The 25,861-nt window shown below is 71.0% G+C and carries 21 protein-coding genes and 1 tRNA gene; 16 read left to right on the top strand and 6 right to left on the bottom strand.

What is annotated here, in order from left to right; translation table 11 throughout:
* Positions 1–99 precede the first annotated feature (99 nt).
* The 3 genes from CA12_RS03745 to lpxK form a co-directional block, all read right to left on the bottom strand.
* The gene (locus tag CA12_RS03745; RefSeq protein WP_145361292.1) at positions 100–1,296 is read right to left on the bottom strand and encodes a DUF1559 domain-containing protein; all 1,197 of its coding nucleotides are present in this window, start codon (positions 1,294–1,296) and stop codon (positions 100–102) included.
* A gap of 462 nt (positions 1,297–1,758) precedes the next feature.
* A tRNA-Val gene (locus CA12_RS03740) sits at positions 1,759–1,832 on the bottom strand.
* Between the two features lie 73 nt (positions 1,833–1,905).
* Positions 1,906–3,042 carry a tetraacyldisaccharide 4'-kinase gene (gene lpxK, locus CA12_RS03735; RefSeq protein WP_207622134.1) on the bottom strand — a complete coding sequence of 379 codons (1,137 nt, stop codon included), beginning with the start codon at positions 3,040–3,042 and terminating at the stop codon, positions 1,906–1,908.
* A gap of 145 nt (positions 3,043–3,187) precedes the next feature.
* Between lpxK and CA12_RS03730 the strand changes: the two genes are divergently transcribed.
* The 3 genes from CA12_RS03730 to CA12_RS03725 all read left to right on the top strand — a co-directional run bounded on the left by CA12_RS03730 (position 3,188) and on the right by CA12_RS03725 (position 5,110).
* Positions 3,188–3,973 (top strand): ribonuclease III family protein, encoded by a 786-nt coding sequence (locus CA12_RS03730; RefSeq protein ID WP_145357546.1) that lies wholly within the window; start codon positions 3,188–3,190, stop codon positions 3,971–3,973.
* Between the two features lie 325 nt (positions 3,974–4,298).
* Positions 4,299–4,514, top strand: a complete 216-nt coding sequence (locus CA12_RS21815) for a hypothetical protein (protein WP_165700535.1) — start codon at positions 4,299–4,301, stop codon at positions 4,512–4,514.
* A gap of 95 nt (positions 4,515–4,609) precedes the next feature.
* The gene (locus CA12_RS03725) at positions 4,610–5,110 is read left to right on the top strand and encodes an SRPBCC family protein (RefSeq protein ID WP_165700534.1); all 501 of its coding nucleotides are present in this window, start codon (positions 4,610–4,612) and stop codon (positions 5,108–5,110) included.
* An 85-nt stretch (positions 5,111–5,195) separates the two neighbouring features.
* Here CA12_RS03725 and CA12_RS03720 read toward each other — a convergent pair whose 3' ends face one another.
* Positions 5,196–6,539 (bottom strand): nucleotide sugar dehydrogenase, encoded by a 1,344-nt coding sequence (locus CA12_RS03720; protein ID WP_145357544.1) that lies wholly within the window; start codon positions 6,537–6,539, stop codon positions 5,196–5,198.
* A gap of 181 nt (positions 6,540–6,720) precedes the next feature.
* Here CA12_RS03720 and CA12_RS03715 point away from each other — a divergent pair, with 181 nt between their 5' ends.
* Positions 6,721–7,929, top strand: a complete 1,209-nt coding sequence (locus CA12_RS03715) for a hypothetical protein (protein WP_145357543.1) — start codon at positions 6,721–6,723, stop codon at positions 7,927–7,929.
* 19 nt (positions 7,930–7,948) lie between these two features.
* Here the strand turns inward: CA12_RS03715 and CA12_RS03710 are convergent, their stop codons facing one another.
* A complete protein-coding gene (locus CA12_RS03710; protein WP_165700533.1) occupies positions 7,949–9,862 on the bottom strand; it encodes a PQQ-binding-like beta-propeller repeat protein in 1,914 nt (637 codons plus the stop codon).
* A gap of 146 nt (positions 9,863–10,008) precedes the next feature.
* On the opposite strand from CA12_RS03710, the gene CA12_RS03705 reads away from it, so the two are divergent.
* The 4 genes from CA12_RS03705 to CA12_RS03690 all read left to right on the top strand — a co-directional run bounded on the left by CA12_RS03705 (position 10,009) and on the right by CA12_RS03690 (position 14,525).
* The gene (locus tag CA12_RS03705; protein ID WP_145357541.1) at positions 10,009–11,235 is read left to right on the top strand and encodes a zinc-dependent alcohol dehydrogenase; all 1,227 of its coding nucleotides are present in this window, start codon (positions 10,009–10,011) and stop codon (positions 11,233–11,235) included.
* A gap of 141 nt (positions 11,236–11,376) precedes the next feature.
* Positions 11,377–11,715 (top strand): DUF485 domain-containing protein, encoded by a 339-nt coding sequence (locus tag CA12_RS03700; RefSeq protein WP_145357540.1) that lies wholly within the window; start codon positions 11,377–11,379, stop codon positions 11,713–11,715.
* A gap of 58 nt (positions 11,716–11,773) precedes the next feature.
* Positions 11,774–13,831 (top strand): sodium/solute symporter, encoded by a 2,058-nt coding sequence (locus tag CA12_RS03695; RefSeq protein ID WP_145357539.1) that lies wholly within the window; start codon positions 11,774–11,776, stop codon positions 13,829–13,831.
* Between the two features lie 136 nt (positions 13,832–13,967).
* Complete coding sequence (locus CA12_RS03690; RefSeq protein WP_207622133.1) at positions 13,968–14,525, top strand: transposase; 558 nt, start codon at positions 13,968–13,970, stop codon at positions 14,523–14,525.
* Here CA12_RS03690 and CA12_RS03685 read toward each other — a convergent pair.
* Positions 14,449–16,707: an outer membrane protein assembly factor BamB family protein gene (locus tag CA12_RS03685; RefSeq protein WP_145357538.1), complete on the bottom strand. Its 2,259-nt coding sequence runs from the start codon at positions 16,705–16,707 to the stop codon at positions 14,449–14,451. The two genes, CA12_RS03690 and CA12_RS03685, sit on opposite strands and share 77 nt — an antisense overlap.
* Before the next feature lie 426 nt (positions 16,708–17,133).
* Here CA12_RS03685 and CA12_RS03680 point away from each other — a divergent pair, with 426 nt between their 5' ends.
* From CA12_RS03680 to CA12_RS03645, 8 genes are all read left to right on the top strand, one after another.
* The gene (locus tag CA12_RS03680) at positions 17,134–19,041 is read left to right on the top strand and encodes a PAS domain-containing sensor histidine kinase (protein WP_165700532.1); all 1,908 of its coding nucleotides are present in this window, start codon (positions 17,134–17,136) and stop codon (positions 19,039–19,041) included.
* A 307-nt stretch (positions 19,042–19,348) separates the two neighbouring features.
* Positions 19,349–20,392: a nucleoside hydrolase gene (locus tag CA12_RS03675; RefSeq protein ID WP_145357536.1), complete on the top strand. Its 1,044-nt coding sequence runs from the start codon at positions 19,349–19,351 to the stop codon at positions 20,390–20,392.
* A 185-nt stretch (positions 20,393–20,577) separates the two neighbouring features.
* Positions 20,578–21,231 carry a riboflavin synthase gene (locus tag CA12_RS03670; RefSeq protein WP_145357535.1) on the top strand — a complete coding sequence of 218 codons (654 nt, stop codon included), beginning with the start codon at positions 20,578–20,580 and terminating at the stop codon, positions 21,229–21,231.
* Entirely contained in the window at positions 21,228–21,683 is a 456-nt protein-coding gene (locus CA12_RS03665; protein ID WP_145357534.1) for a hypothetical protein, read from the top strand. Before CA12_RS03670 ends, CA12_RS03665 begins: the two co-directional genes overlap by 4 nt.
* A 76-nt stretch (positions 21,684–21,759) precedes the next feature.
* On the top strand, positions 21,760–22,719 hold the full coding sequence (gene rsmA, locus CA12_RS03660) for a 16S rRNA (adenine(1518)-N(6)/adenine(1519)-N(6))-dimethyltransferase RsmA (protein WP_242688115.1): 960 nt from the start codon (positions 21,760–21,762) through the stop codon (positions 22,717–22,719).
* Positions 22,719–23,183, top strand: coding sequence for a hypothetical protein (locus CA12_RS03655; protein WP_145357532.1), 465 nt, complete (start codon positions 22,719–22,721; stop codon positions 23,181–23,183). Before rsmA ends, CA12_RS03655 begins: the two co-directional genes overlap by 1 nt.
* An 85-nt stretch (positions 23,184–23,268) precedes the next feature.
* Positions 23,269–24,795: an IMP dehydrogenase gene (guaB, locus tag CA12_RS03650; protein WP_145357531.1), complete on the top strand. Its 1,527-nt coding sequence runs from the start codon at positions 23,269–23,271 to the stop codon at positions 24,793–24,795.
* A gap of 163 nt (positions 24,796–24,958) precedes the next feature.
* The gene (locus CA12_RS03645; protein WP_145357530.1) at positions 24,959–25,849 is read left to right on the top strand and encodes a hypothetical protein; all 891 of its coding nucleotides are present in this window, start codon (positions 24,959–24,961) and stop codon (positions 25,847–25,849) included.
* The last annotated feature ends 12 nt before the right edge of the window (positions 25,850–25,861 follow it).

Below are 25,861 nucleotides of genomic sequence, written 5' to 3'. Positions count from 1 at the left end.
ACGCAGAACGCCGCCCCGGCCGGTTCAAGACCGGCCGGGGCGGCGTTTTTTATCCGTCAGAGCGAACGGCGCCGTCGCCGCGTCTGAAGTCGCCTCGACTTAATACTCGCTGACGACTTCGCCGCCGTCACGGGTGCCCAAAGCGCCCCAGGTTCCGTAGGGGCTGGGGCCGACCGTGCCGTTGGGCTGAGCCGGATCGCCGGCGTCGACGGATTCGGCGATGAAGGCGACCGAGCCGTCGACGCGGCAAACCTGCACCCCGCCCGTGTGGTAGCTGCCGGCGGAATAAATGCCGCCCGCCTCGTAGTAGTAACGCGAGTTGGCCCAGTTCCCGGCGGCGCACGACGGGCCGTTCGGCGGCAGGATCGTCATAAAGCCGGTGACGGCGGGATAGCCCATCGCGTAGTTCTTGCCGCGTTCGGAGTGCACCGCGGTCACTCCCGAACCGTTCGTCGGATAGAATCCCGGCGCCGTCGGGTTCAGGGTCTTCTCCAGACAGTCCACCTGCGGGTTGTCGAACCGGTACGCCCCGTTCACCGTGCTGGTCGTCAGCGAATCGACCTGACCGACGCTGCCGACATAGCGACCGCCGTCGTCGTCGCGGCCGATTTCGCCGAACAGGAGGGTGTTGGTCGTGCCGTCCTTCACGGAACTGATACCGATGTGGGTCGAAGGCTGACCCGCCCGGCCGCCGTAGTAGAACATGCCTTTGCCCATGCCCCGACAGGCCTTCGCCGCCTGGCCCCTCGGCCCGGAGTTGGAGTCGTACATCAGCACCCGGCCGTTATCGCCCCAGTTCAGCCCGTAGTTCGTGGCGCCGGTCGTGATCGGCTCCGTGCCGTCGGAGGGGCACAACAGCGTTTTGAATTGGTGCGCGAACGGCGGGTAGCCGCCCGAGGTGCCGACCTCCGGCCGCATGCCGAACGGCTGGAACGTGGCGCTTGCCGTCGTCAGCGGACGGCTGATCTGACCCCAGTAGGCGGTTTCGTCGAGGTAGGGGGCGAGCATGGGAAAGACGCTCCAGTCGCCCTTCGTGTCGTTCGGCCCGGTCACGCCGGTGGTCCCGCCGAGCCCGCCCATCGCGTCCGGAAACGTCTTATACGTGCTGTGATAGTTGTGCATGGCCAGCCCCAGTTGCTTGAGGTTGTTCTGGCACTGCGCCCGGCGGGCGGCCTCGCGGGCCTGCTGCACGGCGGGCAGCAGCAGGGAGACCAGGATCGCAATTATTGCGATCACCACCAGAAGCTCGATCAGCGTAAAGCCGCGGCGGGGCGGGTGCGGTCGGGAGCGAGACATACGTGTCTTGGCCTTGGAGGAAACGGAACGCCCCGCTTTTAAAAGGCGGGGGCGGCGGGCGACGGCGGCCTGCTGCCGGGCGGCCGCGTCAGGAGTGGTGTTTGAATTGTGGGCGCCTCGGACAGGCTCACAAGACGAAGGCGCCCGGCGAGCCGACGAAAAAACGCGATTCCGGGACCTTTGGGTCCGTATCGGCGCCGGCTTGCGTAATGCGTCGGCGCCGGCGCCGATCTGGGGCGCGAGCGGGAGGAGAATCGCATTCGGGCGTCGGGGAGCCCGCCCCCCGGTTTGGTTCTCCGCCGCCTCACGTTCGCGACGGGTCGCCCGAGCCGACGGGAGCGGCGCCGCGTCGTCGCCGGGGAGGAGCGCAGGTCGCTCGTTCTCGCTCCCCGCGACCGCGGTGCGTTCGGCTCCGCGCACAAAAAAACGCCCGGCGAGGTCGCCGGGCGTTTGCAGCGAGAGTGGACGCGGACGGACTCGAACCGTCGACCTCCACGATGTCAACGTGGCGATCTAACCAACTGATCTACGCGTCCCTGTTAGCCGTCCTCTTGAAGAGGGCGGCTAACGCGTGGCGGACACGATAGGCCGCCGCGGGTTCGCGGTCAATCACATCGCCCCTTCGTTCGTCCCGCCGACGGGCGATCCCGCCGCCTTCGTCAGCGCCGCGGTCAGGGCGGCGTCGCCCTGCGGGTAGGTCGCGGCGATGCGGACGGCGAAGATCGGCAGGGGCGGCTCCGGGTTCGTCGACGACGCGGCGGCGAACGTCTTGGTCCGCAGCTTCACGAGATCTTTCTCCGTGCAGAGCAGGGCGGTCGCCCCGGCGTCGGCGGCCCGCTGAGCGATCGCCGCCACGTCCGCCGGCGTGTGGGCGTGGTGGTCGGGGCGGGGCTCGAACGTCGCCACGTCGACGCCGAGGCCCTCCAGCGTCGCCCGGAAGCCGGCCGGGTTGCCGATGCCGCAGAACGCTCCCACCCTAGCTCCCCGTGCCCCGTCCAACGAACGGGCGGCGCCGGCGACGTCGATCAGCGCCGTCGGGGCGAAGGCGACCGGCACGACCGGCGTGCCGGGGGCGCGCTCCGTGAGGGCGGATTCCACGGCGGCCCGCTCGTCGGCGGTGATCGCGTCGCAGCGGGTCAGCAGGATGAGGTCGGCCCGCCGCAGCCCCGCGGCGCTCTCCCGCAGCAACCCGGCCGGTAGCACCCGCCCGCGGCAGCCCGGCCGTCGCAGGCTGCCGGGGCCGAAGGGGGCGGTGGCGTCGATCAGCGCCACGTCCAGATCGCGGCCCAGCCGGCGGTGCTGGAAGCCGTCGTCCAGCACGAGGCAGTCCGCCCCGTGCTCCTGCAGGGCGAGCTTCGCCCCGGCGACGCGGTCCGGGTTCTGCACCTGCGGGACGCCGGGCATCAGGGCGTCTAAGAGCAGCTTCTCGTCGTTCGCCCCCTCGCCCTCCAACGAGCGGTAGCCCCGGGACAGCGCCGCCGGCCGCCGGCCGCCGGCCTGCAACCGCAGGCAGAGATCGGCGACGATCGGCGTCTTGCCGGTCCCGCCGCAGGTCAGGTTCCCCACGGAGATCACCGGCGCCCCGGCCCGATGCACCGGCTTCAGCCCCAGGTCGAACGCCCGATTGCGGGTCCGCACCGCGAGCCCGTACGGCAGCGACGCCGACAGCAGCCCGAGCCGCAGCGCCGCGGCCCACGGCCCCCGCGTACGGCCGGCGATCAGGTCGAGATAGGCGGCTTCGGTCACGGGGACGTTGTACGCGCGGGGCGAGCGACCGGGGAACCGCACATCCCCGCGGCGGCGGGAATGCGGAGTGAGGAATGTCGAAGGACGAAAGGGACGATAGCCTTGGGCGGTCTGCCGTCCGCCCTCCGCCTTCGCCCTTGTCGCCTTGTCCCCCGCTGCGCCCGACGACCCCGGTACGGCCGCCCTCGAAGCCGCCCTCGGGCATGTGTTCGTCGATCGGGCGCTGCTGCGGCGCTGCCTGACGCATTCGTCGATCGCCCGCACGCCGTTGGAGTCGAACGAACGGCTGGAGTTTCTGGGGGATGCGATCCTCGGGGCGGCGGTGTGCGAACGGCTGTTCGCCGCCCGGCCGGACCTGTCGGAGGGGGAACTGACGAAGCTGAAAAGCGGCCTCGTCTCCCGCCGCAACTGCGCCCTGCTGGCGGACCGGCTGGAACTGGAGCCGCTGATCCGCACCGGCAAGGGCCTCGCCGGCGCCGTGCGGGCGACCGGCCGCCCGGGCCGGGTCCCGCGGAGCGTGCTCAGCAACGCCTTCGAGGCGGTGATTGCGGGGGTGTACCTCGACGGCAGCTGGGAAGCGGCCCGCGCCTGCGTGAACCGCCTGCTGGACGAAGCGGAACTGGACCCGACCCCGGTTCCCTCACCGGCCTCCCCCCCCGTCGGGGAACACGGGCCGTCGCCGTTAGGCGGCGCGCGTCTCCCGGACGGGGTGAACTACAAAAGTCGTCTGCAACACCGCACCCAGCTCGCCGGCCACGGCCCGCCGAGCTACGAACTGCTGGAGGCGACCGGCCCGGACCACGCGAGAACGTTCACCGTGCGGGCGGTGATTGCCGGCGAACGCTACCCCCCCGGCGCCGGCGCCACCAAAAAAGCCGCCGAACAAGCCGCCGCCGCCGCCGCCTTGGCGGCGTTGGAGGGCGGCGGATGATCGTACAGCACGTCAACATTTACTGGACGAAGAACGGGCGAGGGCGGCCGTGCCCGAGGCGTTCCCCTGCCCGCCGGCCCCAGCGCCGTTCGACCCTCGGCCGCGATCGTTGCTTCACCGCGTCCTGTACGGGGAGTCGAACGATTTCGCAGCCCCCCTCCCAATGCGGCGTCCCTCTACCGAAGCGTTTCTCGAGGGGACGACGATCGCGCTGCCGAACGTGGTCCTCGATCAAGCGAAATCCAACGGGGGAAGCGTTTCACTTCGGTTCGAGTGGCGTGACGGCGCCCCTCGCCGTCGGCGCCGGGACGGGCAGGTGAAGGACATGGCGACGCTCGCGGAGTTTGACGTCCGCCCCGGCGAGTGGGCCCGCGTCGTCTTCAATGCTCGCTACGCAGATTTCGACAACGGGCAATGGAGCTACGCCCGTCACACGATCAACGTCGCGGCGGTCGACCCGTTCGCTGCCGAAGCGGGCGAGGACTTCTTTCTTTCCCGCGACCCGGCGACCGAAGTACTAAACCTCGCGCGGCTGTGGTGAATCGGGCCGCCCTCGACCGGCACCGCGGACGGCGACCGAGCCGCGACCGTCAGGGAGCCGGCCGCTCTTTCCCGTTCCTGAACGAACGCGGCGCCGTGAACCTCGCGGCCCCCTTCGCGACCGTCCGCGGCGCCGCTTCGGACCCGCCGCGGGCGGTCTACGACCGGTTCGTCGCCGTCGACCTGCCGACGCTCGTCGCCGGCTACGGCCCGCTGCCCGGTGCCGCGGCAGTGAAGGATGAAACAGGGACGTGGGGTACGGTTGGGGCGTGCCGCACCGTGACGTTCACGGACGGCGCCACGGCAACGGAACGCGTCCTGTCGGCCGACCCGCCGACCGCCGACGGGGAGTCGTCGGCGGCCGGCCGGTTCGTTTATCGGGTGACGGATTACACGAACGCCCTCCGCTGGTTCGCCCACGGCTCCGACGGCGACTGGCGGTTCGAACCGGACGGCCGCGGCGGCACGCGGATCGTGTGGGCGTATACGTTTCGCCCCCGTGGCCTCCCGTCCGCGATCGTCTTATGGCCGGTCGTCCGTGGACCGGTGCGGGGTTATATGAAGTCCGTGATGCGGTGCTTTATTGCCGACCCGTGAACGCGGCAGCCCGAGGCGCGAGCCGAGGCCGGGCGGTCCTGCCGCGCGTTCATGCCTCGACTTGCGCCTCGGGCTGCCGTCACACTCACGCTTTGACGACGTTCCCCCGCGCTTCCAGTCCCCGCGTCGCGCCGCGGGTGTCGACCACCAGCGGGGCGTGCTTCACGACCGCTTCATAGTCGACCGCCGCGTGGTCCGTGGCGATGAGGACGCAGTCCTGCGTCGCTAAGAACTCCGGGGTGAGCGTTTCGCTGACGAGGTCCGGCGGGTCCGGGTAGTTCCGCTTGCCGCGGGGCATGCGGGGGACGTGCGGGTCGTGGTAACTCAGTTCCGCCCCCAACTCGTCCAGGCGGTGCAATAACTCGAAGCTGGGGCTCTCGCGGTGGTCGTCGACGTTCTTTTTATACGCCAGCCCCAGCACGCAGATTTTGCTGCCCCGCACCGGCTTGGTCGCGTCGTTCAGGGCCGTCACGACCTTGCCGACGACGTACTCCGGCATCGAGGTGTTCACCTCGCCGGCCAGCTCGATAAACCGCGTGTTGAGGCCCTGCCGGCGGGCCAGCCAGGTGAGGTAGAACGGGTCGATCGGGATGCAGTGCCCGCCCAGCCCCGGGCCGGGATAGAAGGCCTGAAAGCCGAACGGCTTGGTTTTGGCGGCGTCGATCACCTCCCACACGTCCACGTGCATCCGGTCCAGCAGGACCTTTAACTCGTTGACCAGGGCGATGTTCACCGCCCGGTAGGTGTTCTCGAGAATCTTGCAGGCCTCGGCGACCTCCGGGCTGCCGACGGGGATCACCTGCACCACCGCGGACTCATAGAGGAGGCAGGCCAGCTCCCCGCTGAGTTCGTCCAGTCCGCCGACGACCTTGGGGATGCCGGCGGCGGTGTAGTCCGGGTTGCCGGGGTCCTCCCGCTCCGGGCTGTAGGCGAGGAAATAATCGTCCCCCGCCGCCAGGCCGCTCTCGGCGAGGATCGGCAACAGCACGTCCCGGGTGGTGCCGGGGTAGGTGGTGCTCTCGAGCGCTACCAGCTGCCCCGGCCGCAGCGCCCGGGCGATCGCCCGGGCGCTGCCCTCCACGTACGACAGGTCCGGGTCGCGGGCGTCGGTCAGGGGGGTGGGGACGCAGATGAGCAGCACGTCCGGTTCGGCCAGCCGGTCGAAGTCGTCGGTCGGTTCGAAGGCGTCCTCGCGCAGCCAGCGGGCGATTTTGGCGCCGGGCACGTGCTTGATATAACTGCGGCCGTCCAGCAGAGCGTCCACCTTCGCCCGGTCGGTGTCGAAGCCGAGGGTCTTGAACCCGGCGTTGACGAAGGCGTCCAGCAGCGGCAGACCGACGTAGCCCAGCCCGATTACCCCCACGCGGGCGGTGCGGTTCTGGAGGGCGGCCCGAAGGCCTGCGGCGGGGGACGGCGGAGCGGCGGACATGCCGGCAGTCTAGTCGACCGCCCGGCCGTTCGCGTGCCGCCGCCGCTCCGCGGCCCCGGGGCCGACGGAGCGTCGACCGGGGGAGGCTCTCGGGGCAGTTCTGCGGAATCCCCCGATCGTGCGGCCCCCCGCGGGAGCCGTAGGGTGGAGCCACGCCGCCCCTTCCGCCCCGACCGCCGCCGTGACTCGCCCCCTGTCTTCCGCGCTGCTCTCCGCAGGTCTCGCGGCGGCGCTGCCGTTCCTCCTGTCGCCCACGGTCGCGGGCGCCGTTCAACCGCCGCTGCTGACCGACCCGCCGCTGTTGGCCGATCCGCCCGCCGGCGATCCGCCGCTGCTGGCCGATCCGCCCGCCCTGGCGGCGCCGTCTCCCGAGGAGTCGGAGGAACCGGCGGAGTCCGGCGATCCGCCGCCGCCGCTGCCGGCGCTCCCCCTGCTGGCGGACGATCCGGCCCCGGTCCCGCCGCGGCCCCAGCCGCCGTCGGACGTCGGGGCCGGGACCGTCGGGGCCGGAAACCGCGGGGCGAACGCGGAGTCCGAGCCGCTGATCGCCCCCCCGCCGCTGCCCCCGCTGGGCGGCCGATCCGCGGCTCCCGGACCGCCGCCGGAGCGGCCCCGCCCGGCGCTGCCGGGGTCCCTCCCGGTCCCCGACGGTCCCGCCCCCGCCGGATCGGCCGGCGACCGCGAGTCCCGCTATCGCCCGGCGCCGGAGTCGAACAGCTCCCTGGCGGACCGCTATCCGATCACCATCGAGCCCTTCGACAACACGCCGCCGCAATACGACTCGCCGCAATACCAAGCTCCGCAATACGAGGCTCCGCAATACGGCGCCCCGTCGCCGAGCGAACCGGCGGCGCCGCGGCCGGAGGGGGTCGCGCTGTCGAACAGCGTCTGGGACACGACCTACACCAGCGTGACCGGGCATCTGGTGCGGGGCGAGGTGCGGCTGTTGGGGAACGGCGGCACGGCGCTGGCCGGGGAGGGGCGGTTCTCGAACCTCACGTTCACCCCCGCCGCGAACGGCCGGCCGGCCCGGATCGCCGGCGACTGGGTGATGAACGGGTTCACCGGCACGGTCGCCTGGGACCTGCTGACGGCCGACATGACGAACGGCCCGCCGCGGCTGGAGGGCTCCTGGACGCTGACCGGCGGCCCCCCGGGCACGTGGCGGCGGACCGGCTCCTGGAACGGCACGCTCGCCGCCGATCAGAACGCCCCGCCGGACCCGACCGCCACGATTCTCGCCGAACCGACGAGTCCCGCCCCGCAATCACGCCCCGTCCCGCAATCACGCCCCGCCCCGCAATCACGCCCCGCCCCGCAGGCCGCGACGCCCCGCGGCGAGATCATCCGCCGCGGCCCCTTCCGCCTGTTCCGCCGACGGGGGAACTGAGCGAGGAAAGGGCGTCGCCTCACCCGTAGCGCCACCACAGCAGGCCGCAGCCGACGGCGTAACTCGCCGCGAAGCCCAGCGTGCCGCAGGCGATCTCCCCGACGACTGCCTTCCACCCCTCGCCGGGCAGCCGGCGGGCGAGCAGGGCGAAGGGAACCGCGGCCGGCGGCCCGGCGAGGAACGACCACTCGAACGCCAACCCCAGCCGCCGGCAAAGCCAGTAATACAGGCCGAACAGCGCCAGCAGCCCGACCGCGGCGACGTCGTCCGTCCGCCTCGCCCCCGGCCGGGAGGCCACCCCCGCCGTCGCCCACAGCGCCGCGTGCACCGCCAGCGGCCAGGTGAACAGGAACGCGCCCGCCGCGTGCCCGAGCGCCGTCGTCCCCGCCGCTCCGGATAAAAACGCCCAAGCCGGCCACCAGAGGCGAAACCGGGCCGCGAACGGTCGATCAGACCGCCGGCCGAACGCCCCCGCGAACCCGCAGGCGACGACGGCGGCGGCCCAGTACAGGGCGACGCAGACGCCGAACCACTCCCCCAGCATGCGGCGGGTGGGCGCGTCCATCATATATTCCGGTTCGACCGGCAGCACGGCGGCGGTCCAGTCCGTGGCGGGAGTCAGGTCGCCGGTGGTACGGGAGTCTGGCGGAGTCGAGGACTCCCGCTTGTCTCCCGGGTTGTCTCCGCGTGGGGCGTCCGTCAGCCGCACGGCGACGGCCCGGTCCTGATGGCGGGCGTACAGCACGCCGCCGGCGAGCAGCGGTGCCGTCCAGACGACCGCCCCCGGCAGCAGCGGCGTGCGGCCCGGTTCCTCATATCGGTCCGGCGTGGCCCGGGCGAGGATCAGTTCGCCGGAGTCGTTGAGCATCAGCAGGCGTTCGCCGTCGCTCAGCACGCTGCACTGGCCGACCGCCTCCGGCTCGGCGCTGCGGCGGGCCTGCATCGTGCCGACGGTCCAGCGGGTCTCCCCGGTGAGGAAGTCCACGCAGCGGAACGCCCCCCGGCTGGGCCGGTGCGGCTTGGCCTGCACGTCGTGCAGATCGAACCCGTACAGGCTGTCGCCCACGAGAATTGAGGAACACACGTCGTTGCTAAGAACCTTGCTTTTCCAAACCCGCCGCACGCCGGGCGGGTCCGCGGTCAGTTCCAGCAGTTCCGACCCGGCCCGGAACGGGCCGCTGATCCAGAGATACGGCTCCCGATAGATCGGCCGGGCGGCGTGTTCGTCATAGCCTTCGGAGAGCTTTTCCCGCCACAATTGTTCCCCCGTCTCCCGGTCGAAGGCGATGAGAGCGTTGCGCAGGTAACCCAGAACCAGCGGCCGGCCGTCGCGTTCAATGCAGATCGCCGGGCAGTGACTGGCCTGATCCGCGCCGCTGTGCCACAGCGTCTTGCCGGTGGCGGGGTCGAGGGCGACCATCGCCGCGTCCGCCCCGCCGACGGGCAGATATAACCGGCCGTCGGCGAGGACCGGCGGGCAAGAAAGGCCGAACTCCACCGGCTCCGCGGCGAAGCGTTCGTAGAGATCGAACGCCCACAGCGGCTTGCCGGTCGCCGCGTGCAGACAGCCGACCGTGCCGTGCGGCTCCGTATAGAAGACCCGGCCGTTATGGACGACAGGCGCCGACCGCGGACCGGGATACAGGCCGGCGGGGTCCCAGGCGTGGGCAGTGCGACGGTCCCACAGCGTCTCGCCGGTCGCGGCGTCAAGGCAGAGCACCGACTGCCCCAACAGCGATTGGCCCTGCGTATAAATGCGGTCGCCGTCCGCCGCGAAGCCGCTGTAGCCCTGGCCGAAGTCCGCCTCCCACAGCACCGGCAGGCCGTTCGGGGGGAAGGCCCCCGGCAGCGGCTCGGTGGTTCCGACTTCGACCCCGCCGGCGGCCCCGGCGCCGAGGAGCAGGGCGGCAGCGAGGGGGATCAGCGGCGTCACCCCGTCAGCGTACCCGTCCCCCGGTAGGGAATGCCCGCGGGTGGAGGCCCCGCACGCCGACCGGCGCGTTTCCTGTGCCGCCGTCGGGCCGCGGGCGGAACGATCAGAGGCTCCTCCGTCCTCCCCGCCCCCCACCGAGCGCTCCCATGAAAGCCGTCGTCTGGCACGATATCGGCGATATCCGCCTGGATAACGTCCCCGAGCCGAAGCTCAAAGAGTCCACCGACGCGATCGTGCGCCTCACCGCCAGCGCCATCTGCGGGACGGATCTGCACTTCGTCCGCGGCACGATGCCGGGCATGAAGGCGGGCACGATCCTCGGGCACGAGGGCGTCGGGGTGGTGGAGGAAGTCGGCAAAAATGTGCGGAACCTATCGGTCGGCGACCGGGTGGTGATCCCCTCGACCATCGCCTGCGGGCACTGTTCCTACTGCCGGAGCGGCTATCAGTCGCAGTGCGACGAGGCGAACCCCAACGGCAAAGACGCCGGCACCGCCTTTTACGGCGGCCCGGCGAGCACCGGCCCCTTCGACGGCCTGCAGGCCGAGTACGCCCGCATCCCGTTCGCCGCCACGGGGCTGGTCAAACTCGGCGAGGCCGTCACGGACGATCAGGCGATCTTAATTTCCGACATCTTCCCCACCGGCTATTTCGGGGCGGAGATGGCGGGGGTCGAACCCGGCGACACCGTCTGCGTGTTCGGCTGCGGGCCGGTGGGGATGTTCGCGGTCCTCTCCGCCCAATTAATGGACGCCGGCCGCGTGCTGGCCGTGGACTGCGAGCCGGACCGCCTCGCCAAGGCCCGCGACCGCGGGGCGGAGGTCATTAATTTCAATGAGGAGGACCCGGTTCAGTCGATTAAGGAACTGACCGGCGGGATCGGCGTGGACTGCGCGATCGACGCCGTCGGCGTGGACGCCGAACCCCCGACCGCCGGCCCGGCGAAGGCCGCCGCCGACAAGCTGGCCCAGGAGTTCCGCCTAGAAGTCCGCAAAGCCGCCCCGAACGCGAACCCGGACGGCGACCGCAGCGCCGGCGACTGGGTGCCCGGCCAGGCGCCCAGCCAGGTGCTGCGGTGGGCGGTCGAGGGGCTGGCGAAGGCGGGGACGCTGTCGATCATCGGCGTCTATCCGCCCACGGCGATGGTGTTCCCCATTGGTCAGGCGATGAACAAAAACCTCACCATGAACATGGGGAACTGCCACCACCGGCACTACATCCCGCGCCTCGTGGAGATGGTGCAGGCCGGCCGCGTGCGGCCGACGGACATCCTCACCGTGCACGACGAACTGACCGACGCGATCAGCGCCTACAAGCAGTTCGACGAGCGCAAAGCCGGCTGGATGAAGGTGGAACTGGACCCGGCGAAATGACGCCGACGGCGTGAGGTTGCGGGTTGTTCGTCCGTCCCGTCCCGCAAACCGGCGAGTTGCCGTCGGGCGGGCGGGGGTGAGTGGCGAAGCGGGGGGCGGGGCCGCACACTGCGGCCCCGCCCCTCGTATGCGTTCGCGCCGATGTCCTCCGACAGCCCCGCCCCGCTGCCCGCCGACCCGGGGCCGGGCATTCCGTCCTCCGCCGACCCGGCTGCGTCCGCCGCCCCGGGCTGGGTTCCGCCGCCGGAGGAGCTGCTGACCTACAACGCCAAGCTGGGGCTGGTGCTGTTCGTGGTCTATACTTCGCTGTACGCGAGCTTCGTGCTGATCAGCGCCTTCTTCGTGGACTGGATGAGCGTGCTGTGGGCCGGCGTACCGGCGAGCGTGTGGAGCGGCTTCGCTCTGATTGCGATCGCCGTGTTCATGGCGGTGCTGTACGGCGTGCTGGCGCGGGACGCGGTCGAACCGCTGCGGGAGTGAACAGGCGGCGAACCGCCCGTTACCCCCCGCCGTCCGACCCGTTCCGCCTTCCAAAAATATGCAGCACGAAGCCTCCCTCACCGCCGTCCTGATCTTCGCCGCCTTCGTGGCGGGGACGTTGGTCCTCAGTTGGTGGCTCGGCCGCCGCACCAAGGGCGCCGCGGGCTACTTCGCCGCGCACGGGCAGATTCCCTGGTTCGTCAACGGCGTGGCCTTCGCGGGGGACTATTTGTCAGCGGCGAGCTTCCTGGGCATCTGCGGGATGATCGCCTTCTACGGCTACGACGGATTTTTATACAGCATCGGCTTCTTGGCCGGCTGGGTGGTGGCCCTGTTCGTGATCGCCGAGCCGATGAAGCGGATGGGAAAGTTCACCTTCGCCGACGCGTTAGACGCCAAGTTCAATTCGAAGGGCATCAAGATCGCCGCGGGGCTCTCCACGTTGGCGGTCAGCATCTTCTATCTGATCCCGCAGATGGTCGGCGCCGGGGCGCTGGTCACCCCGCTGCTGGGCCTGCCGCACTGGGTCGGGGTGACGCTGGTCGGCGGCGTGGTGATCGCGATCGTGACGACCGCGGGGATGGTCTCGACCACCTGGGTGCAGTTTATCAAGGGCGGGCTGCTGGTCGTGTTCAGCACGATTCTGGTGGGGCTCGTCTTGTGGCGGGGCCTGGAGTCTCCGGATCCGCAGTTTGACACGCTGTTCACCCTCGAGACTCCTAGTCAAGACGCCGCCGAGGCGCTGAGACAAGTTCCTGAGTTGGCTAATGAGCGTCTCATCGGCCAGAAACGGGTCAAATCGAACGTCTCGGAAGGCGAAACACTTTTTGTCACTCGGAACGCGAACAGCGGTCGCGTTAGCGGCTGGAGATTGTTCGACACGAGCTATTTCGCAGTCGACGGGCTTGGCGAATCCGGAGAGTGGTCACAGGCGGAGTGGTCACAGGCGGAAAGGAAGCAAAGTATGATCGTGCAGGCCGCCGCGATCACGACGACTCCCGTCGGAGAGGTCCAATACTCGATCGGTCGTTCGGACGACGAGCGAGCGGATCCGGAGGATGAAGCCACGGCCGCAGATCTGCCGCCGTTCGGCGTGTTCCAAAGACCGATCGACGCTACCGCCTTCGCCGGGGGGCCAGCCCCGGCCGACGAGTCGCACGACCCGATCGGTTTTCTAAAGCAGTTCGGCGGCGGCTCTGCGTCGCTGCCGCGAACGACCGAATTCATTGAAGACGACGGAACCCGGACCATTGTCTTTCAGTTCGATACCAAGTCCGGCGCCGACCTCCTCACCCCCGGCAACCACCCCAAGTTCGCCGATATTAAATCGGACGAACTGCTCGGCAAGATCAATTTCCTCTCCCTGATGCTCGCCCTGTTCTGCGGCACGGCTTCGCTGCCGCACATCCTCATCCGCTACTACACCGTCAAGGACGCTGCGGCGGCCCGCAAATCGACCATCGTCGGCATCATGGTCATCGGGTTCTTCTACGTCCTGACGCTGTATATCGGCCTGGGGGCGATGACCAGCGGGGCCCTCGACCCCACCGACAGCAACATGGCCGCCCCGCTGCTGGCCCGCAGCTTCGGGGAGTGGTTGTTCGCCTGCATCAGCGCCGTCGCCTTCACCACCGTGCTGGGGACCGTGTCGGGCCTGATCCTCGCCAGTGCCGGGGCCGTCTCGCACGACCTGATGACCCACGGCCTCGGCATCGAGATGGACGAGGCGAAACAGGTTCGGGTCGCGAAGATCGCCAGCGTGGTCGTCGGCGTGATCGCGATCGGGTTGGGGATCGCCTTCCAGGGGATGAACGTCAGTTACCTCGTCGGCTGGGCCTTCAGCGTGGCGGCCAGCGCGAATCTGCCGGCGTTGGTCTGCATCCTGTTTTGGAAGGGCACGACCAAGCAGGGCGTGATCGCCGGGGTGACGATCGGGATGATCAGCTCCCTGGCCTGGATCCTGCTCTCCAGCGACACCTACGGCGAGGTCTACGGCCTGAACCCGGCGGACGCCCTCACGCCGTTCACCCAGCCGGGCATCGTGACGATCCCGCTGGGCTTCGCGTCGCTAGTCCTCGTCAGCCTGCTGACGAAGAAGCGGAGTCTGGCCCACTAACCCGAAGCGTCAGCGAGGGCCCGTCGGGCGCAGCCCGACGGGGTAAACGCTTGTGCGGTCGGAGCGGTCGCGTCAGGGTTTCTACGTCTCGCGGCTGCGCCGCGGCCCTCGCTGACGCTTCGGGTTAGTAGCGACCATGCATTCCGAGCCGACGGCGTACTTCCTCACCTGGGTGACGTACGGCGCCTGGTTGCCGGGCGACGCTCGAGGGTGGGTCGTCTATCGGGGCGGGTGGCGACTGCCGGACCCGGTGCGGGAGCGTGAAGCCGCGGCGGTGATGACGGAGAACGCCTGCACGCTCGATCGGGGACGTCGACTGGCCGTCGAGGAGCAGATCGCGGCGACCTGCCGGCGCCGCGGATGGATTTTACACGCGGTCAATTGTCGTTCAAACCATGTGCATGCGGTCGTCACCGCCGCGGGGGTGACTCCGAAGAGGGTGCGGACGGATTTGAAGGCCTGGGCCACGCGACGGCTCAAACAAGTCGACGCCAAGCGGGTGAACTGGTGGGCCGAACGCGGCAGCGTGCGCTTCGTCAACGGCGAAGAATCGCTTGCCGAGGTCGTCGCCTACGTTCGGGACGTACAGGATCGGCAGTGCGCACCAACCCGAAGCGTCAGCGAGGGCCGCGGCGCAGCCGCGGGAGGGGGCTCAACGCATCTCGATCCGGCTGCGCCGGATCGCCCTCGCTGACGCTTCGGGTTGGTAGGGCGGCCAGCGGGAAGTCGCGTTCGGCCGGCTGGCCGGTCCAGCCGACGAGGGCCCGGGGGGTGAGCAGCACGGCGCCGGCCGGAGAGCCGGCCAGTGCTCCGGTCCGCACGCCGGCCTCCGCCAGCGGGATGACGCCGCGGGCGGCGCCGGTGGCGGCGTCGACCAGCACGAGGCGGTCCGCCGTCGCCCAGCAGACGGTGTCGTCGCCGATCAGGCCCGCCGCGTACGCGTCCACGGGGCCGGGGAGAACCCGCGGGGCGGGGATGTGCCACGCCGTCTCGCCGGTCGTCGGCTCCAAGCCCCACAGCCCGCGGGCGGCGGCGACGAGCAGGCGGTTCGCGGCGACGCCCAGCACGCGTTCGCCCACGCCGGGCAGGTCGCGGGCCCACAGCGGGAGGCCGGTCTCCGCGTCCAGCGTCCGCAGGCCGGGGGCGCCGGTCGGGGCGAGGAACACGCGGCCGCCGATCACCGCGGGGGGCTCCGAGGACGCCGCCGCCGCGGCCGGGGCGCGGTCGTGGGCGGTCAGCCAGACCGGCCGGCCGTCCGCGGCGTCGAGGCAGGCGACGGCCCCGGCGCCGGCGTCCACGAACAGCCGCCCGCCGACCAGCGTGGGCGTGATCGAACTGCGGGTGCGCACCCCCGGGGCGGGTACGGAGCGGGCCGCCCCCAGCGGCGCCCGCCACCGGATCGAACCGTCGGCGAGGTCCAGCGCCACCGCCTCCAACAGCGGACGCGGCCGGTTCCGGCGGGCGACGGCGAAGGCCCGCGGCGCCCCGGTCAGCAGGTCGAGCCCCAGCGCCGGCGTCCCCTCCCAACTCCACGCGGCGGCGGCGGGATCGAGAGCGGCGGCGTCGGTTTGCAGGGCCTCCGCGGGCGTTTCCCACCGCAGTTCGCCCTCCCGCCGCAGGTCCAGGCAGACGAGGGAGGAGGTCGGCGCCCGTAGGGCCTCCGGCGGCCACTCCACCGCGGGGTCGCCCAGCCGGGCGACGGCGAGGGCGCCGAACAGGGCCACGCCGTGCCGCACGGCGCCCACCGGCGGCGGTTCGCGGTCGGCTCCGACGGCCCCCAGGGCGTCGGGGAACGGGGCGGGGAGTTCGAACGCCGGCGGCGGCGGGTAGAGCGTGCCGTCGTCGGGCTGGCCGTCCGCCGACAGGCCGTCCGCCGAGAGACCGATCGGCCACCGCGGCCGGCCGTCGGCGAGGGCCAGCCCGACGACGCGGTCGCCGGCGTTGTACAGCACCACGTCCTCCCAGATCGCCGGGGCGGAGGGGACGGCGCCGGCGGCGTTGCCCGCCGGGGCGACCCCGACCCGCGGCACGGCCCAGGAGGGCCCGCCGGCGGCGAGCGCCCGGGCCGCCGGCGTGGCGAAGGGCGCCGGCAGCGCTCGCAGCCGACCGTCGCGGGCGCCGTTCTGCTGCGGGGCGCGGGTGCGGTCCGGCAGCGCCCGCGGCGGCCAGCGGGCCGGGTCAGGGGGCGTCGCCCACGCCGAGCGCTCCCCCGCCTCCGGGAACGCGGCGAGGAAGCGGGTTCGCTCCCACTCGGCGAGGGCGAAGCGGCCGGCGGCGAGATCCGCGGCGATCACGTTCCCCCAGTCCTCCGCCGCGGCGGAGGACAACGGGCCGTCCGGGGCGAGGCGGGCGCGCTCGGCCCAGCGGCGGCGGGCTTCGTCCAGCCGTCCCTCCCGGAAGGCCGCGGCGGCAAGGTCGCCCGCGGCGGCCCGGCCGGCGGGGGAGAAGGGCAGTTCCCTCGCCAGGGTGAAGGGCGGGCGGGGGTCGGACGGGTCGGCCTCCGCCTCGGCCGCCAAGCGGCCGACGCGGGCCGCCGTGGCCCGCTCCCACGCCGCCCGGGCCGCCGGCGGGGCCTCCGCCAGCCGGAGTTCGACGGCCCCATCCGGTCCCAGCCAGCGGGCGGCGGCGCCGGAGACCAGCGGGGCGGGGAGCCAGTCCGAGGCGGCCCGATCGCGGGCGTCCCGCAGCGCCGCGGCCCACTCGTCCCAGCGCTCCTCGTTCGCCAGGGGAGCCAGCGCGGCGAAGGCGGCCTCGGCGGCCGGCGCCGGCGGCGGCAGGAACGGCGGCGCCGCCCACCCCGCGACCTCGCCGAGCCCGACCCACACCGCCGCCCCCAGGAGGAGGACCGAACGGCGGGCGGGCGACGACAGGGACACGGGGAACGACGGCGGCGGGGGGCGGAGCGGACGCGGTCCGAACGGCGCCACGATACGGCGCCCCCGCATCCTCGACATCCGAACAGGAACGCGACAGAATCCGCGGGCCTGATTGCGATCCAACCCGAACCGCACGATGCGACGGTCTTCTGGAACGTAAATCGCCGGCGTTTTCGCCGTTGTCCCGCCCTTGGCGGGGGTTAGGATTGTCGGCCGAACTTCGGGGGGGAGCCCCCCCACCGCGGTGAAGGGGAGACACCTGACTTCGGTCCAGACGGACCTTCACAATTACGCCATACAACCTTTGGCATGGCAGAGCCCGGCTCGCCCGACTCTCCCCGGGGAGAGGCTGCGAATCGCACTGTTGATCCGGACGCGTCCCGGGGCGAATTGGCCCGCGTCGTCCCGCCGGGGCACGATCCGTCGTTGCGCGACGGCAAGCGTCTGAAGCACTCGGAGGAGGGCTATTGGTCGGAGACGATCCCGGAGGAGGATCGTTCCAACTTGCTGTCCACGGTGGTGAACGCCGCCAATACGATGATCTGCCTGTCGGAGAAGCGGGGGGAGGGGGAGACCCCGCTGATTTACGTCAACCGCTACTTCTGCGAGTTCACCGGCTACGAGCCGGAGGAGATCCTCGACCGCGACTGCCGCTTCCTGCAGTTCCGCGACGGCCAGCGGATCGAGCAGGACAACCTCGACAGCCGGGCGGAGCTGCGGGAGTCGATTCGAGAGCGGCGATTCGTCCGCATGACGCTGCGGAACTTTAAAAAGGACGGGACAGAGTTCCGCAACGAACTGTATCTCTCGCCGCTGGAGGAGCCCGACGGCAGCGTGCGGTTCTTCGTGGGGGTGCAGAACGACGTCACCGAGCGGGATCTGCTGATCGATCGACTGCAGGAGAGCGAGTCCTCCCTCAACGCGACCTTCGCCGCCAGCCCGGTGGCGCTGGCGGTGGTGGAGCGCGAGGGCGACGGGCCGGTGCGGCACCTGCGGGTCAACCCGGCGGCGGCGCGGTTGCTGCTCCGCGACGCGGACCGCTCCGCCGCCGATCAGTGCGTGGGTCGGTCGCTCGAGGACCTCAACGTGCCGGCGCCGCTGTCGAACTGGCTGAACGACGCCTTCGAGACCATCGCCTCCGGCGAGGTCGGCGAGGAACCGCTGCGCTGCCGGCTGGACCAGATGGTGCACGGGGAGCGGCGGCACCTGGCGGTGTCCGCGACGGCGGTCGGCGCCGGCCCCGAGGGCGCCCGGCGGTTCTGCTACACCGCCGAGGACCTGACGGAGTTCGACGCCCTCGAGGCCGACCGCACGCTGATGCGGGCCGCCGTCCAGCAGACGGACGTGCCCACCCTCATCGTCGATAACGAACTCGACCCGCCCGGCCCGAAGATCGTGTACGCCAACCCGGCGGCGATCGAACTGGTCGGGTTCCCGGCGGAGGAGTTGAACGGCGCGCTGCTCACGACGCTGGACGGCCCGCGGACCGACCGCGACTTTCCCGCCCGGATGCGGCAGGCCCTCAAACAGGACGGGCGGTTCCACGGGGAATCCCTCGTCTATGACGCCGACGGGACGCCGCTGTCGGTCGAGTGGGACGTGTCCGCCGTCCGCGACTCCGAGGGCACGCCCACCCACTACGCGGTCACGCTGCGCGATCTGCGGGGGCGGCGGGAACTGGAGTCTCAGGTCCTCAGCGCCCAGACCCGGGAGCAGGCCCGCATCGCCCGGGACCTGCACGACGGCGTCGCCCAGCAGCTCGCCGGCCTGAACATGCTGTGCGGCACCCTGAAGGCGCAGGCCGCCGCGGGCGAGGACGTGACGGAGGCGGTGGACGGCATCGTCGAGGTCGTCCGCAGCGCCGCCCGCGATCTGCGGGGCGTCGCCCACGGCCTGATGCCGTTGGACCCGGACCGCGGCGGCCTCGCCGAGGGCCTGAAGCGCCTGGCCGCCATCAGTTCGGAGATCACCCTCGCCCGCTGCACCTTCGAGGCCCCGGACGGCCCCGTGCCCGTCGGCGACCCCGACGTCGCCCACCACCTGTACCGCATCGCCCAGGAGGCCCTCAGCAACGCGGTGCGGCACGGCCGGGCCAAGCACGTCCGGCTGATCCTCGCGAACGACGGCCCCGATTGCGCCCTGCTCTCCATCGTCGACGACGGCATCGGGTTCGAAGGCAGCAACCCGAACGCCGATCCGGAGGGCGGCATCGGCCTGACCGCGATGCGCTTCCGCGCCCAGGCGATCCACGGACGGCTGCGATTTGAATTGGAGGAGTCCGGCGGGACGCGCATCGTCTGCGCCTTCCCCCACGCCGGCGACCGCGACGCCTGAACGGCGGGCGGGGGGGCGTTCTCCCCTCTCCCCTTAAGGGAGAGGGGCCGGGGGTGAGGGTGACGCACGGTTCACCCGCTCCCGCCCATGCAGTGGCGACTTCGCCGACGGGCGAGGGAACGGACCCTGGACGGCGTTCGGGAGTCGCAGCCCCCTCGCCCCCGACCCCTCTCCCTCAAAAGGGGGCGAGGGGAGGAGCAGGCCGCCCGGGTCGTGACGGCCGGGGCGGGGGCCGGGGCGAACCGGGGACGGACCAGTCGCTACGCTGGGCCGGCTCGCTCCTCCCCCGTCGCTCGCAGGTTCGCCCGTGGCTCCCGCCCTTCTTGTTCCCGCCCTGGTGGTCGCGTTCGCCCCGCCGGCGGCGGAGTCGTCTGAACCGACGGCGCGTCCCGTGCCGATCATCTTCGATACGGATATGGACACCGACTGCGACGACGTCGGCGCCCTGGCGATCCTGCACGCCCTGGCGGACGCGGGCGAGGCGGAGATCCTCGCCACCCCGGTCAGTTCCCGGTTTCGCTACTCCGCCCCGTGCACCGCGGCGATCAACGCCTGGTACGGCCGGCCGGAGCTGCCGGTCGGGGCGCCGAAGGGGGGCGGGGCCGACACCAGCCGCGGCTCCAGGTACGCCAAGCAGATCGCGGCGGGGTTCCCCGCCAAAGTGGCCACCAACGAGGCCGCCCCGGACGCGGTGCGGGTGTATCGGGAGGTCCTCGCCGCCCGCCCGGACGTCGCCAACGACCCGGCCGGCGGGGTCGTGGTGGCGACGGTGGGCTACTGCACGAACCTTCGCGACCTGCTCAGCAGCCAGCCGGACAAGATCAGCCCGCTGTCGGGGGCGGAACTGGTGAAGGCCAAGGTGCGGCTGTGGGTCTGCATGGGCGGCCGCTACCCGGAGCACCGCGACCCGGCGGTGTACGGCAACTTCAAGCCGGACCCGTTCAGCGCCGTCGTCGCCGCCCGCGACTGGCCCACGCCCGTCGTCTTCACCGGCCTGGGCGAGGAGGTCAAGACCGGCGGGACGCTCTCGGAGACGCCGGAGAACAGCCCGGTTCGCCAGGCCTATCGACTGTATCTCGGCGACACGCCGGCCCGACCGAGCTGGGACCCGATCGCCGTGCTGTACGCCGTCCGCCCGGACGCCCCCTTCTGGACGGTGCGGGAGCAGGGCTCCAACGAGATCTTCCCCAACGGCACCAACGCCTGGCGCGACGAGCCCGACGACCCCCGCCACCGCCTGCTGGAATGGGCCGAGGGGGTGGAAACGAGCGCGGTGCGAGACGTGCTCAACGAATTGATGACCCGCCCCCCGGCCGCTCGGTCCGAGAGCAGACCGCCCGCCGCAGACTGACCGCGGAGCACAGCGCCAGCGGGACCGCCAGCCACCCGAGGCTGAACGCCGCGACGCCGGCGCCGGCGGTCTTCCCGTCGCCGGAGGGCTCGGCGCCGTGACGGTCGGCCGTTGACGGCCCCCGGGCGGGCCGGCACACTGGCGGTTTGATCCTCTCGCCGCCGCGTGCGGCCCCGCCCTCGCCCATGTTCACCGGCCTCGTCGAAGCCAAAGCCGTCGTCCATCGGCTGGACGAGCGCGGCTCCGACGTGCGGCTGACCCTCGCCGTTCCCCCCGCCAACGGCCGCGGCGAACCGCTCGCCGGCGACGTCAAGCTCGGCGACAGCGTCGCCCTCAACGGCTGCTGCCTCACGGTCGTCGAGATCGCCGGGCCGGCCGGCGAACTCTGGAGCTTCGAGGCCGGCGCCGAAACGCTTTCTCGCACCAACCTCGGCGAACTGTCCGAGGGCCGCGGCGTCAACGTGGAGCGGGCCCTGCGGGCCGGCGACCGCCTCGGCGGGCACCTCGTCCAGGGCCACGTCGACGCCGTCGGAACCGTGGCGAAGCTCGACCGCGACGGCGAGTGGCTGAATATGCACTTCACGGCCCCCGCCAACGTCGCCGAACTGCTGGTGGACAAGGGCAGCGTCTGCGTGGACGGCGTGAGCCTGACCGTCTGCGAACCGCACCTCGGCCCCGACGGCGACGGGGGGTTCTATGTGGCCCTGATCCCGCACACGCTGCACGAAACGACCCTCGGCGACCGCTCCGTCGGCGATCGGGTTAACTTTGAGGCGGACGTCCTCGGCAAATACGTGCAAAAACTGCTCGCCCCGCATTTGGCGAGGGCGGGGCGATGATGAATTGGTTCGCCGCTCACGCTCATTGGTTCGCGTACGGGGCGGCCTTCAGTGCGTTCATCGCCCTCTCAGTTTGGTACGAGACCGTTCTGTCGCAGCGGAAGCGGGCCGCGCTGCACCCCTACCTCGGCCGGTCGTGCCGCGGGATCCGTTGGCACAGGCGGTTCCCGGGCGCGCCGCACGACGAGATTCGCCGGTTCGTTCGCGGCTTCGCGGAGTGCTTCCGCGTCGCCCCCCACCTCGCCACGCAGTTCGGACCGGACGACCGGCCCTTCGTCATCTGGGACGAAGCGACCGTCGGCGGTCCGTTCGCCTTGGACGACAACGAAGAACTGTATGACTGGGGCGTCGTCCTTGAAGAGGAGTATCGCATCTCGCCCGAACTCCAGGCCACGTGGGACGAACGCACCACCCTTGCCGACGTCTTCGCCCTGACCCGCTCCGCGGGCTGACGCCCGCCGCCTATTTCCTTTCGCCCCGCCCCCCCCGCCTTTGAGCGATCCCCGCCGCCAGACCCGCACGCATCTCATGTCGCTGTTCAAGCGACACGGGCTGCACCCGCGCACCGATCTGGGTCAGAACTTCTTAATTGACCTGAACATTCTCGACTTCGTGGTGAAGGAGGCCCACCTCGAGAAGGACCGCGACGTCGTGTTGGAAGTGGGCGCCGGGACCGGGGGGATGACGGCGTTCCTCAGCGACGGCGCCGCGGCGGTGATCTCCGTGGAGGTCGATAAAACGATGTTCGCAATGGCCTCCGAAGCCCTGGGGGAGCGGGAGAACGTCACGCTGCTGCAGACGGACGCGCTCAAGAACAAAAATAAAATCTCGCCGATCGTGCTGGAGGCGGTGCAGGCCGAGTTGGACAAGCTGGCCGCCCGCAACCCGGAGGAGCCGCCGCGGCTCAAGCTGGTGGCGAACCTGCCGTATAATATCGCCACGCCGATTATCTCGAACCTCGCCGGCAGCGATCTGCCGTGGAGCCGGATGGTGGCGATGATTCAATACGAACTCGCCCAGCGGATGGCCGCCCGCCCCGGCGAGGCCGGCGACGCCGGCGGCGGCGGCGGGAGTTACGGGGCCCTGTCGGCCTGGGTGCAGAACCTCGCGGGAGTCAAAATTCTCAAGAAGATCCCGCCCAGCGTGTTCTGGCCGCGGCCGGGGGTGGATTCGGCGGTCATTCGCCTGAACCCCAACCCCCGCGCCCGCGATCAGATCGCGGACTTGCGGTTCTTCCAAGACTTTCTGCGGCGGATGTTCCATCACCGCCGCAAGCTAATGCGGGGCGTGCTGTGCGGCATGTACCGCCAGCAATTGGACAAACCGGAGGTCGACGCCGTCCTCGCCGCCGAGGGCTACGAACCCAACGCCCGGGCCGAAGCCTTCGACCCCACGCAGCTGCGCGAGTTGGGCAACGCCTTTTATCACGCGATCGAGGCGAAGAACGCGTCCCCGTCCGCTTCCACTTCGCCTGACGAGGAAGAGTGATGTACGCCGTCATTTTGCTGGCATGTCTTACCGCCCCGCCGGCCGACGTTGCCCCCGCGCCGAGGGAGGCTTGGATCGCGGGGCTGCCGGAGTTGCTACCGGCCGGTACGTCGTTTCGGTGGAAGGGGGAAGTCACGATCTACTCGGCCGCGGAAGCCGCCGTGATCCGCCGAAGGGTGGAGACCGCGCAGCGGCGGTTCGACGAGCGGCAGGGGCTCGCGGACGGCCTGATCCGGCCGACGCAAGAACTTTGCACCGTGATCGAATGTCGCAGCGGCCGGCTGACCTGTCTGGTTCCGAACGGGTTCGTTTACAGAGAACCGACCGGCGCGCCGGGCGTTCGGCACATCCCGCTTTATAAGATCGAACTCGTCACCGAGACCGCCGCCCGCTACGCCGAGCGCACCGGCACGCCGCTGCCGGCCGAAGCGGCGCTCGAACCGGCCGCGGACGACGCAGAATAATCGCTCGAACGCGCCGCCTAACGGCGACGGCGAACCAGCCCCTCACTTTCTCCCTTCCACTTTCATCCTGCCACCTTCCCACCCGATGCAAGACCGGATCGCCGCCGAGGGGCTCACGTTCGACGACCTGCTGTTGGAACCCGCCTACAGCGAGGTGATGCCCAGCGAATGCGACGTCAGCTCCCCGCTGACCCGCCGCATCCGGCTGAACGTGCCGGTGCTGTCCAGCCCGATGGACACCGTCACCGAAAGCGAAATGGCGATCGGCATGGCCCAGGAGGGCGGCATCGGCGTCGTGCATAAAAACCTGACCGTCGACCGGCAGGCCCTGGAGGTGGACCGCGTCAAACGCAGCGAACACGGCGTCATCGTTGACCCCGTCACCCTGCCGCCCGAGGCCACCGTCGCCGACGCCAAACGGCTCATGACGGAGCGGAACATCGGCGGCGTGCCGATCGTCGACGCCGACCCCAACGGCGGCCCCGGCAAGCTGCGGGGCATCCTCACCTCCCGCGACCTGCGGTTCCTCGACACCGCCGACGTCCGCATCTCCGAGGTGATGACGAAGGACAATCTCGTCACCGCCCCGCCGGAGACGGACCTGCGGCAGGCCCAGCAGATCCTGCTGCGGAGCAAGGTCGAAAAGCTGCTCCTGGTGGACGATCAGTTCCGCCTGCGGGGGCTCATCACCATTAAGGACGTCGATAAGAACCGCCGCTATCCCCGGGCCTGCAAGGACGACCGCGGGCGCCTGCGGGTCGGCGCCGCGGTGGGGGTGCACGATTTCGAACGGGCCGCCGAATTGATCCGCCGCGGCGCCGACGTGCTGGTCGTGGACAGCGCCCACGGGCATTCCAAGAACGTGATCGACACCGTCCGCGAACTGAAGAAGCGGCACGACGTCGACATTATCGCCGGCAACGTCGCCACGGAGCAGGGCGCCAAGGACCTCGCCGCCGCCGGGGCGGACGCGGTCAAGGTGGGCATCGGCCCGGGCAGTATCTGCACGACGCGGATTATCTCCGGCGTGGGGGTGCCGCAGCTGACCGCGATCGCTGGGGCGGTGCGGGGGGTGGCGGGCACCGACGTGCCGCTGATCGCCGACGGCGGCGTTCGCTACTCCGGCGACATGGTCAAGGCCCTCGCCGCAGGTGCCAGCACGGTGATGCTCGGCGGACTGCTGGCCGGCCTGGACGAATCGCCGGGCGAGCGGATTCTGTATCAGGGACGGAGCTTCAAGCGGTATCGCGGGATGGGCAGTTTAGGGGCGATGGAACAGGGCAGCGCGGACCGCTATCGCCAGTCGATCGGTTCGCCCGATGGGAGCGGTGACGACGGTTCCGCCGGCGGCTCGCGCAAGCTGGTCCCGGAGGGCGTCGAAGGCCGGGTGCCGTATCGCGGCCCGCTGGCGCCCCTCCTCTATCAGATGGTGGGCGGTCTGCGGGCGGGGATGGGGTACCTGGGTTGCGCCACGGTCGACGAACTACGGACCAAGCCTCGGTTCCTGCGGGTCTCGGCGGCGAGCGTCCGGGAAAACCACCCGCATGACATCGCCATCACTCAGGAAGCGCCCAACTACTCCGCGGAGTATTCCGGCGCCGACCCGGTCTAATCGCGCCCCCCGGGCCGCCCGCCGCAAACGGTGGGCGACCCTGTTTTGCACCGCGGCGGCGCTCGCCGCGGGCGGGGTCGGCTTCGCGCCGCAAGGGTTCGCCCAACAGGGTTCGGCCCCGCAAACCGGGTCGGAACCGTCCGTCGACCGCGGGGCGGAGGTAATGAACCGCCTGCGGCGCCGCGATCCCGAAGCGGCCCTGCAGCAGTACTCCGGGGGCTGGCGCAAAGCCGGTTCGCCCGAGGCGGCCGAGGCGGTTCCCGTGCTGCTCCCCCACGCCCCGGCCCGGCTGCGGGACGAAACCCCCGCGGCTCCGGTGCGGCATCGCCAGGACGCCCAGCAGCCGCCCGCCGACCCGTCAGCCGACGACATGCCGGCCCCCCAGCCGCCGGTTGGGAACGGGTTGAATCTGGACATCGATCTGGAAGGCCTGGGTCTGGACGACCTCGGTCTGCCCGGGCTCGGTCTGCCGGACAACCTCGGCCTGCCGGACGATCGGGAGTTCGACGGGGGGCCGTCCGCCCTGTACCGGCCGATCCGCGACGTGCGGGACCCCGCGGGGATCCGCTCGATCCTGCCGTTCGCCGATTACGACCCGTACCCGGACCCGGACGACCCCTGCCGCAACCTCTGTCCCCGGCCGGAGGGTTGCCCGCCGCAGGACGCCGACGGGGACCGCGTCGCCCTCTGCCCGGAGGTCGCGCCGCTCTCCACGGCGCCCTATCAGCCGCGGCCCGTGCTGCCGGTGCAGTATCGCTGGGCGGCGCCCAATATCACCTACAACCCGCTCTATTTTCAGGACGTGAACCTGGAACGGTACGGCCATCACCACGGCGTGCTCCAGCCGGCGGCGTCCGTCGGGAAGTTCGGCGTGCAACTGATCGGCCTGCCGTATCAGATGGCGCTGGACCCGCCGCATAAATGCGAGACCCCGCTGGGCTATTACCGCCCCGGCGACTGCGCCCCGAAGCTGTGCTACCAGATCCCGCTGAACGCCAAGGCGGCGCTGGTGCAGGCCGCCGCCGTCAGCGGCGTGGCGTTGATCCTGCCGTGACGTAAGGCGAAC

It is taken from the genome of Alienimonas californiensis (genome assembly GCF_007743815.1).
Lineage (GTDB): Bacteria > Planctomycetota > Planctomycetia > Planctomycetales > Planctomycetaceae > Alienimonas > Alienimonas californiensis.
Note: the sequence above shows the minus strand (reverse complement) of the source record. Positions and strands in the feature narration are given on the sequence as shown.

What these genes read in the sequence shown, in the direction of transcription:
- CA12_RS03745 (WP_145361292.1), bottom strand. Translation starts at nt 1,296, where the DNA reads ATGTCTCGCTCCCGACCGCACCCGCCCCGCCGCGGCTTTACGCTGATC.
- CA12_RS21815 (WP_165700535.1), top strand. Translation starts at nt 4,299, where the DNA reads ATGGCGACGCTCGCGGAGTTTGACGTCCGCCCCGGCGAGTGGGCCCGC.
- CA12_RS03720 (WP_145357544.1), bottom strand. Translation starts at nt 6,539, where the DNA reads ATGTCCGCCGCTCCGCCGTCCCCCGCCGCAGGCCTTCGGGCCGCCCTC.
- CA12_RS03705 (WP_145357541.1), top strand. Translation starts at nt 10,009, where the DNA reads ATGAAAGCCGTCGTCTGGCACGATATCGGCGATATCCGCCTGGATAAC.
- CA12_RS03700 (WP_145357540.1), top strand. Translation starts at nt 11,377, where the DNA reads ATGTCCTCCGACAGCCCCGCCCCGCTGCCCGCCGACCCGGGGCCGGGC.
- CA12_RS03695 (WP_145357539.1), top strand. Translation starts at nt 11,774, where the DNA reads ATGCAGCACGAAGCCTCCCTCACCGCCGTCCTGATCTTCGCCGCCTTC.
- CA12_RS03690 (WP_207622133.1), top strand. Translation starts at nt 13,968, where the DNA reads ATGCATTCCGAGCCGACGGCGTACTTCCTCACCTGGGTGACGTACGGC.
- CA12_RS03670 (WP_145357535.1), top strand. Translation starts at nt 20,578, where the DNA reads ATGTTCACCGGCCTCGTCGAAGCCAAAGCCGTCGTCCATCGGCTGGAC.
- CA12_RS03665 (WP_145357534.1), top strand. Translation starts at nt 21,228, where the DNA reads ATGATGAATTGGTTCGCCGCTCACGCTCATTGGTTCGCGTACGGGGCG.
- rsmA (WP_242688115.1), top strand. Translation starts at nt 21,760, where the DNA reads ATGTCGCTGTTCAAGCGACACGGGCTGCACCCGCGCACCGATCTGGGT.
- CA12_RS03655 (WP_145357532.1), top strand. Translation starts at nt 22,719, where the DNA reads ATGTACGCCGTCATTTTGCTGGCATGTCTTACCGCCCCGCCGGCCGAC.
- guaB (WP_145357531.1), top strand. Translation starts at nt 23,269, where the DNA reads ATGCAAGACCGGATCGCCGCCGAGGGGCTCACGTTCGACGACCTGCTG.
- CA12_RS03645 (WP_145357530.1), top strand. Translation starts at nt 24,959, where the DNA reads ATGAACCGCCTGCGGCGCCGCGATCCCGAAGCGGCCCTGCAGCAGTAC.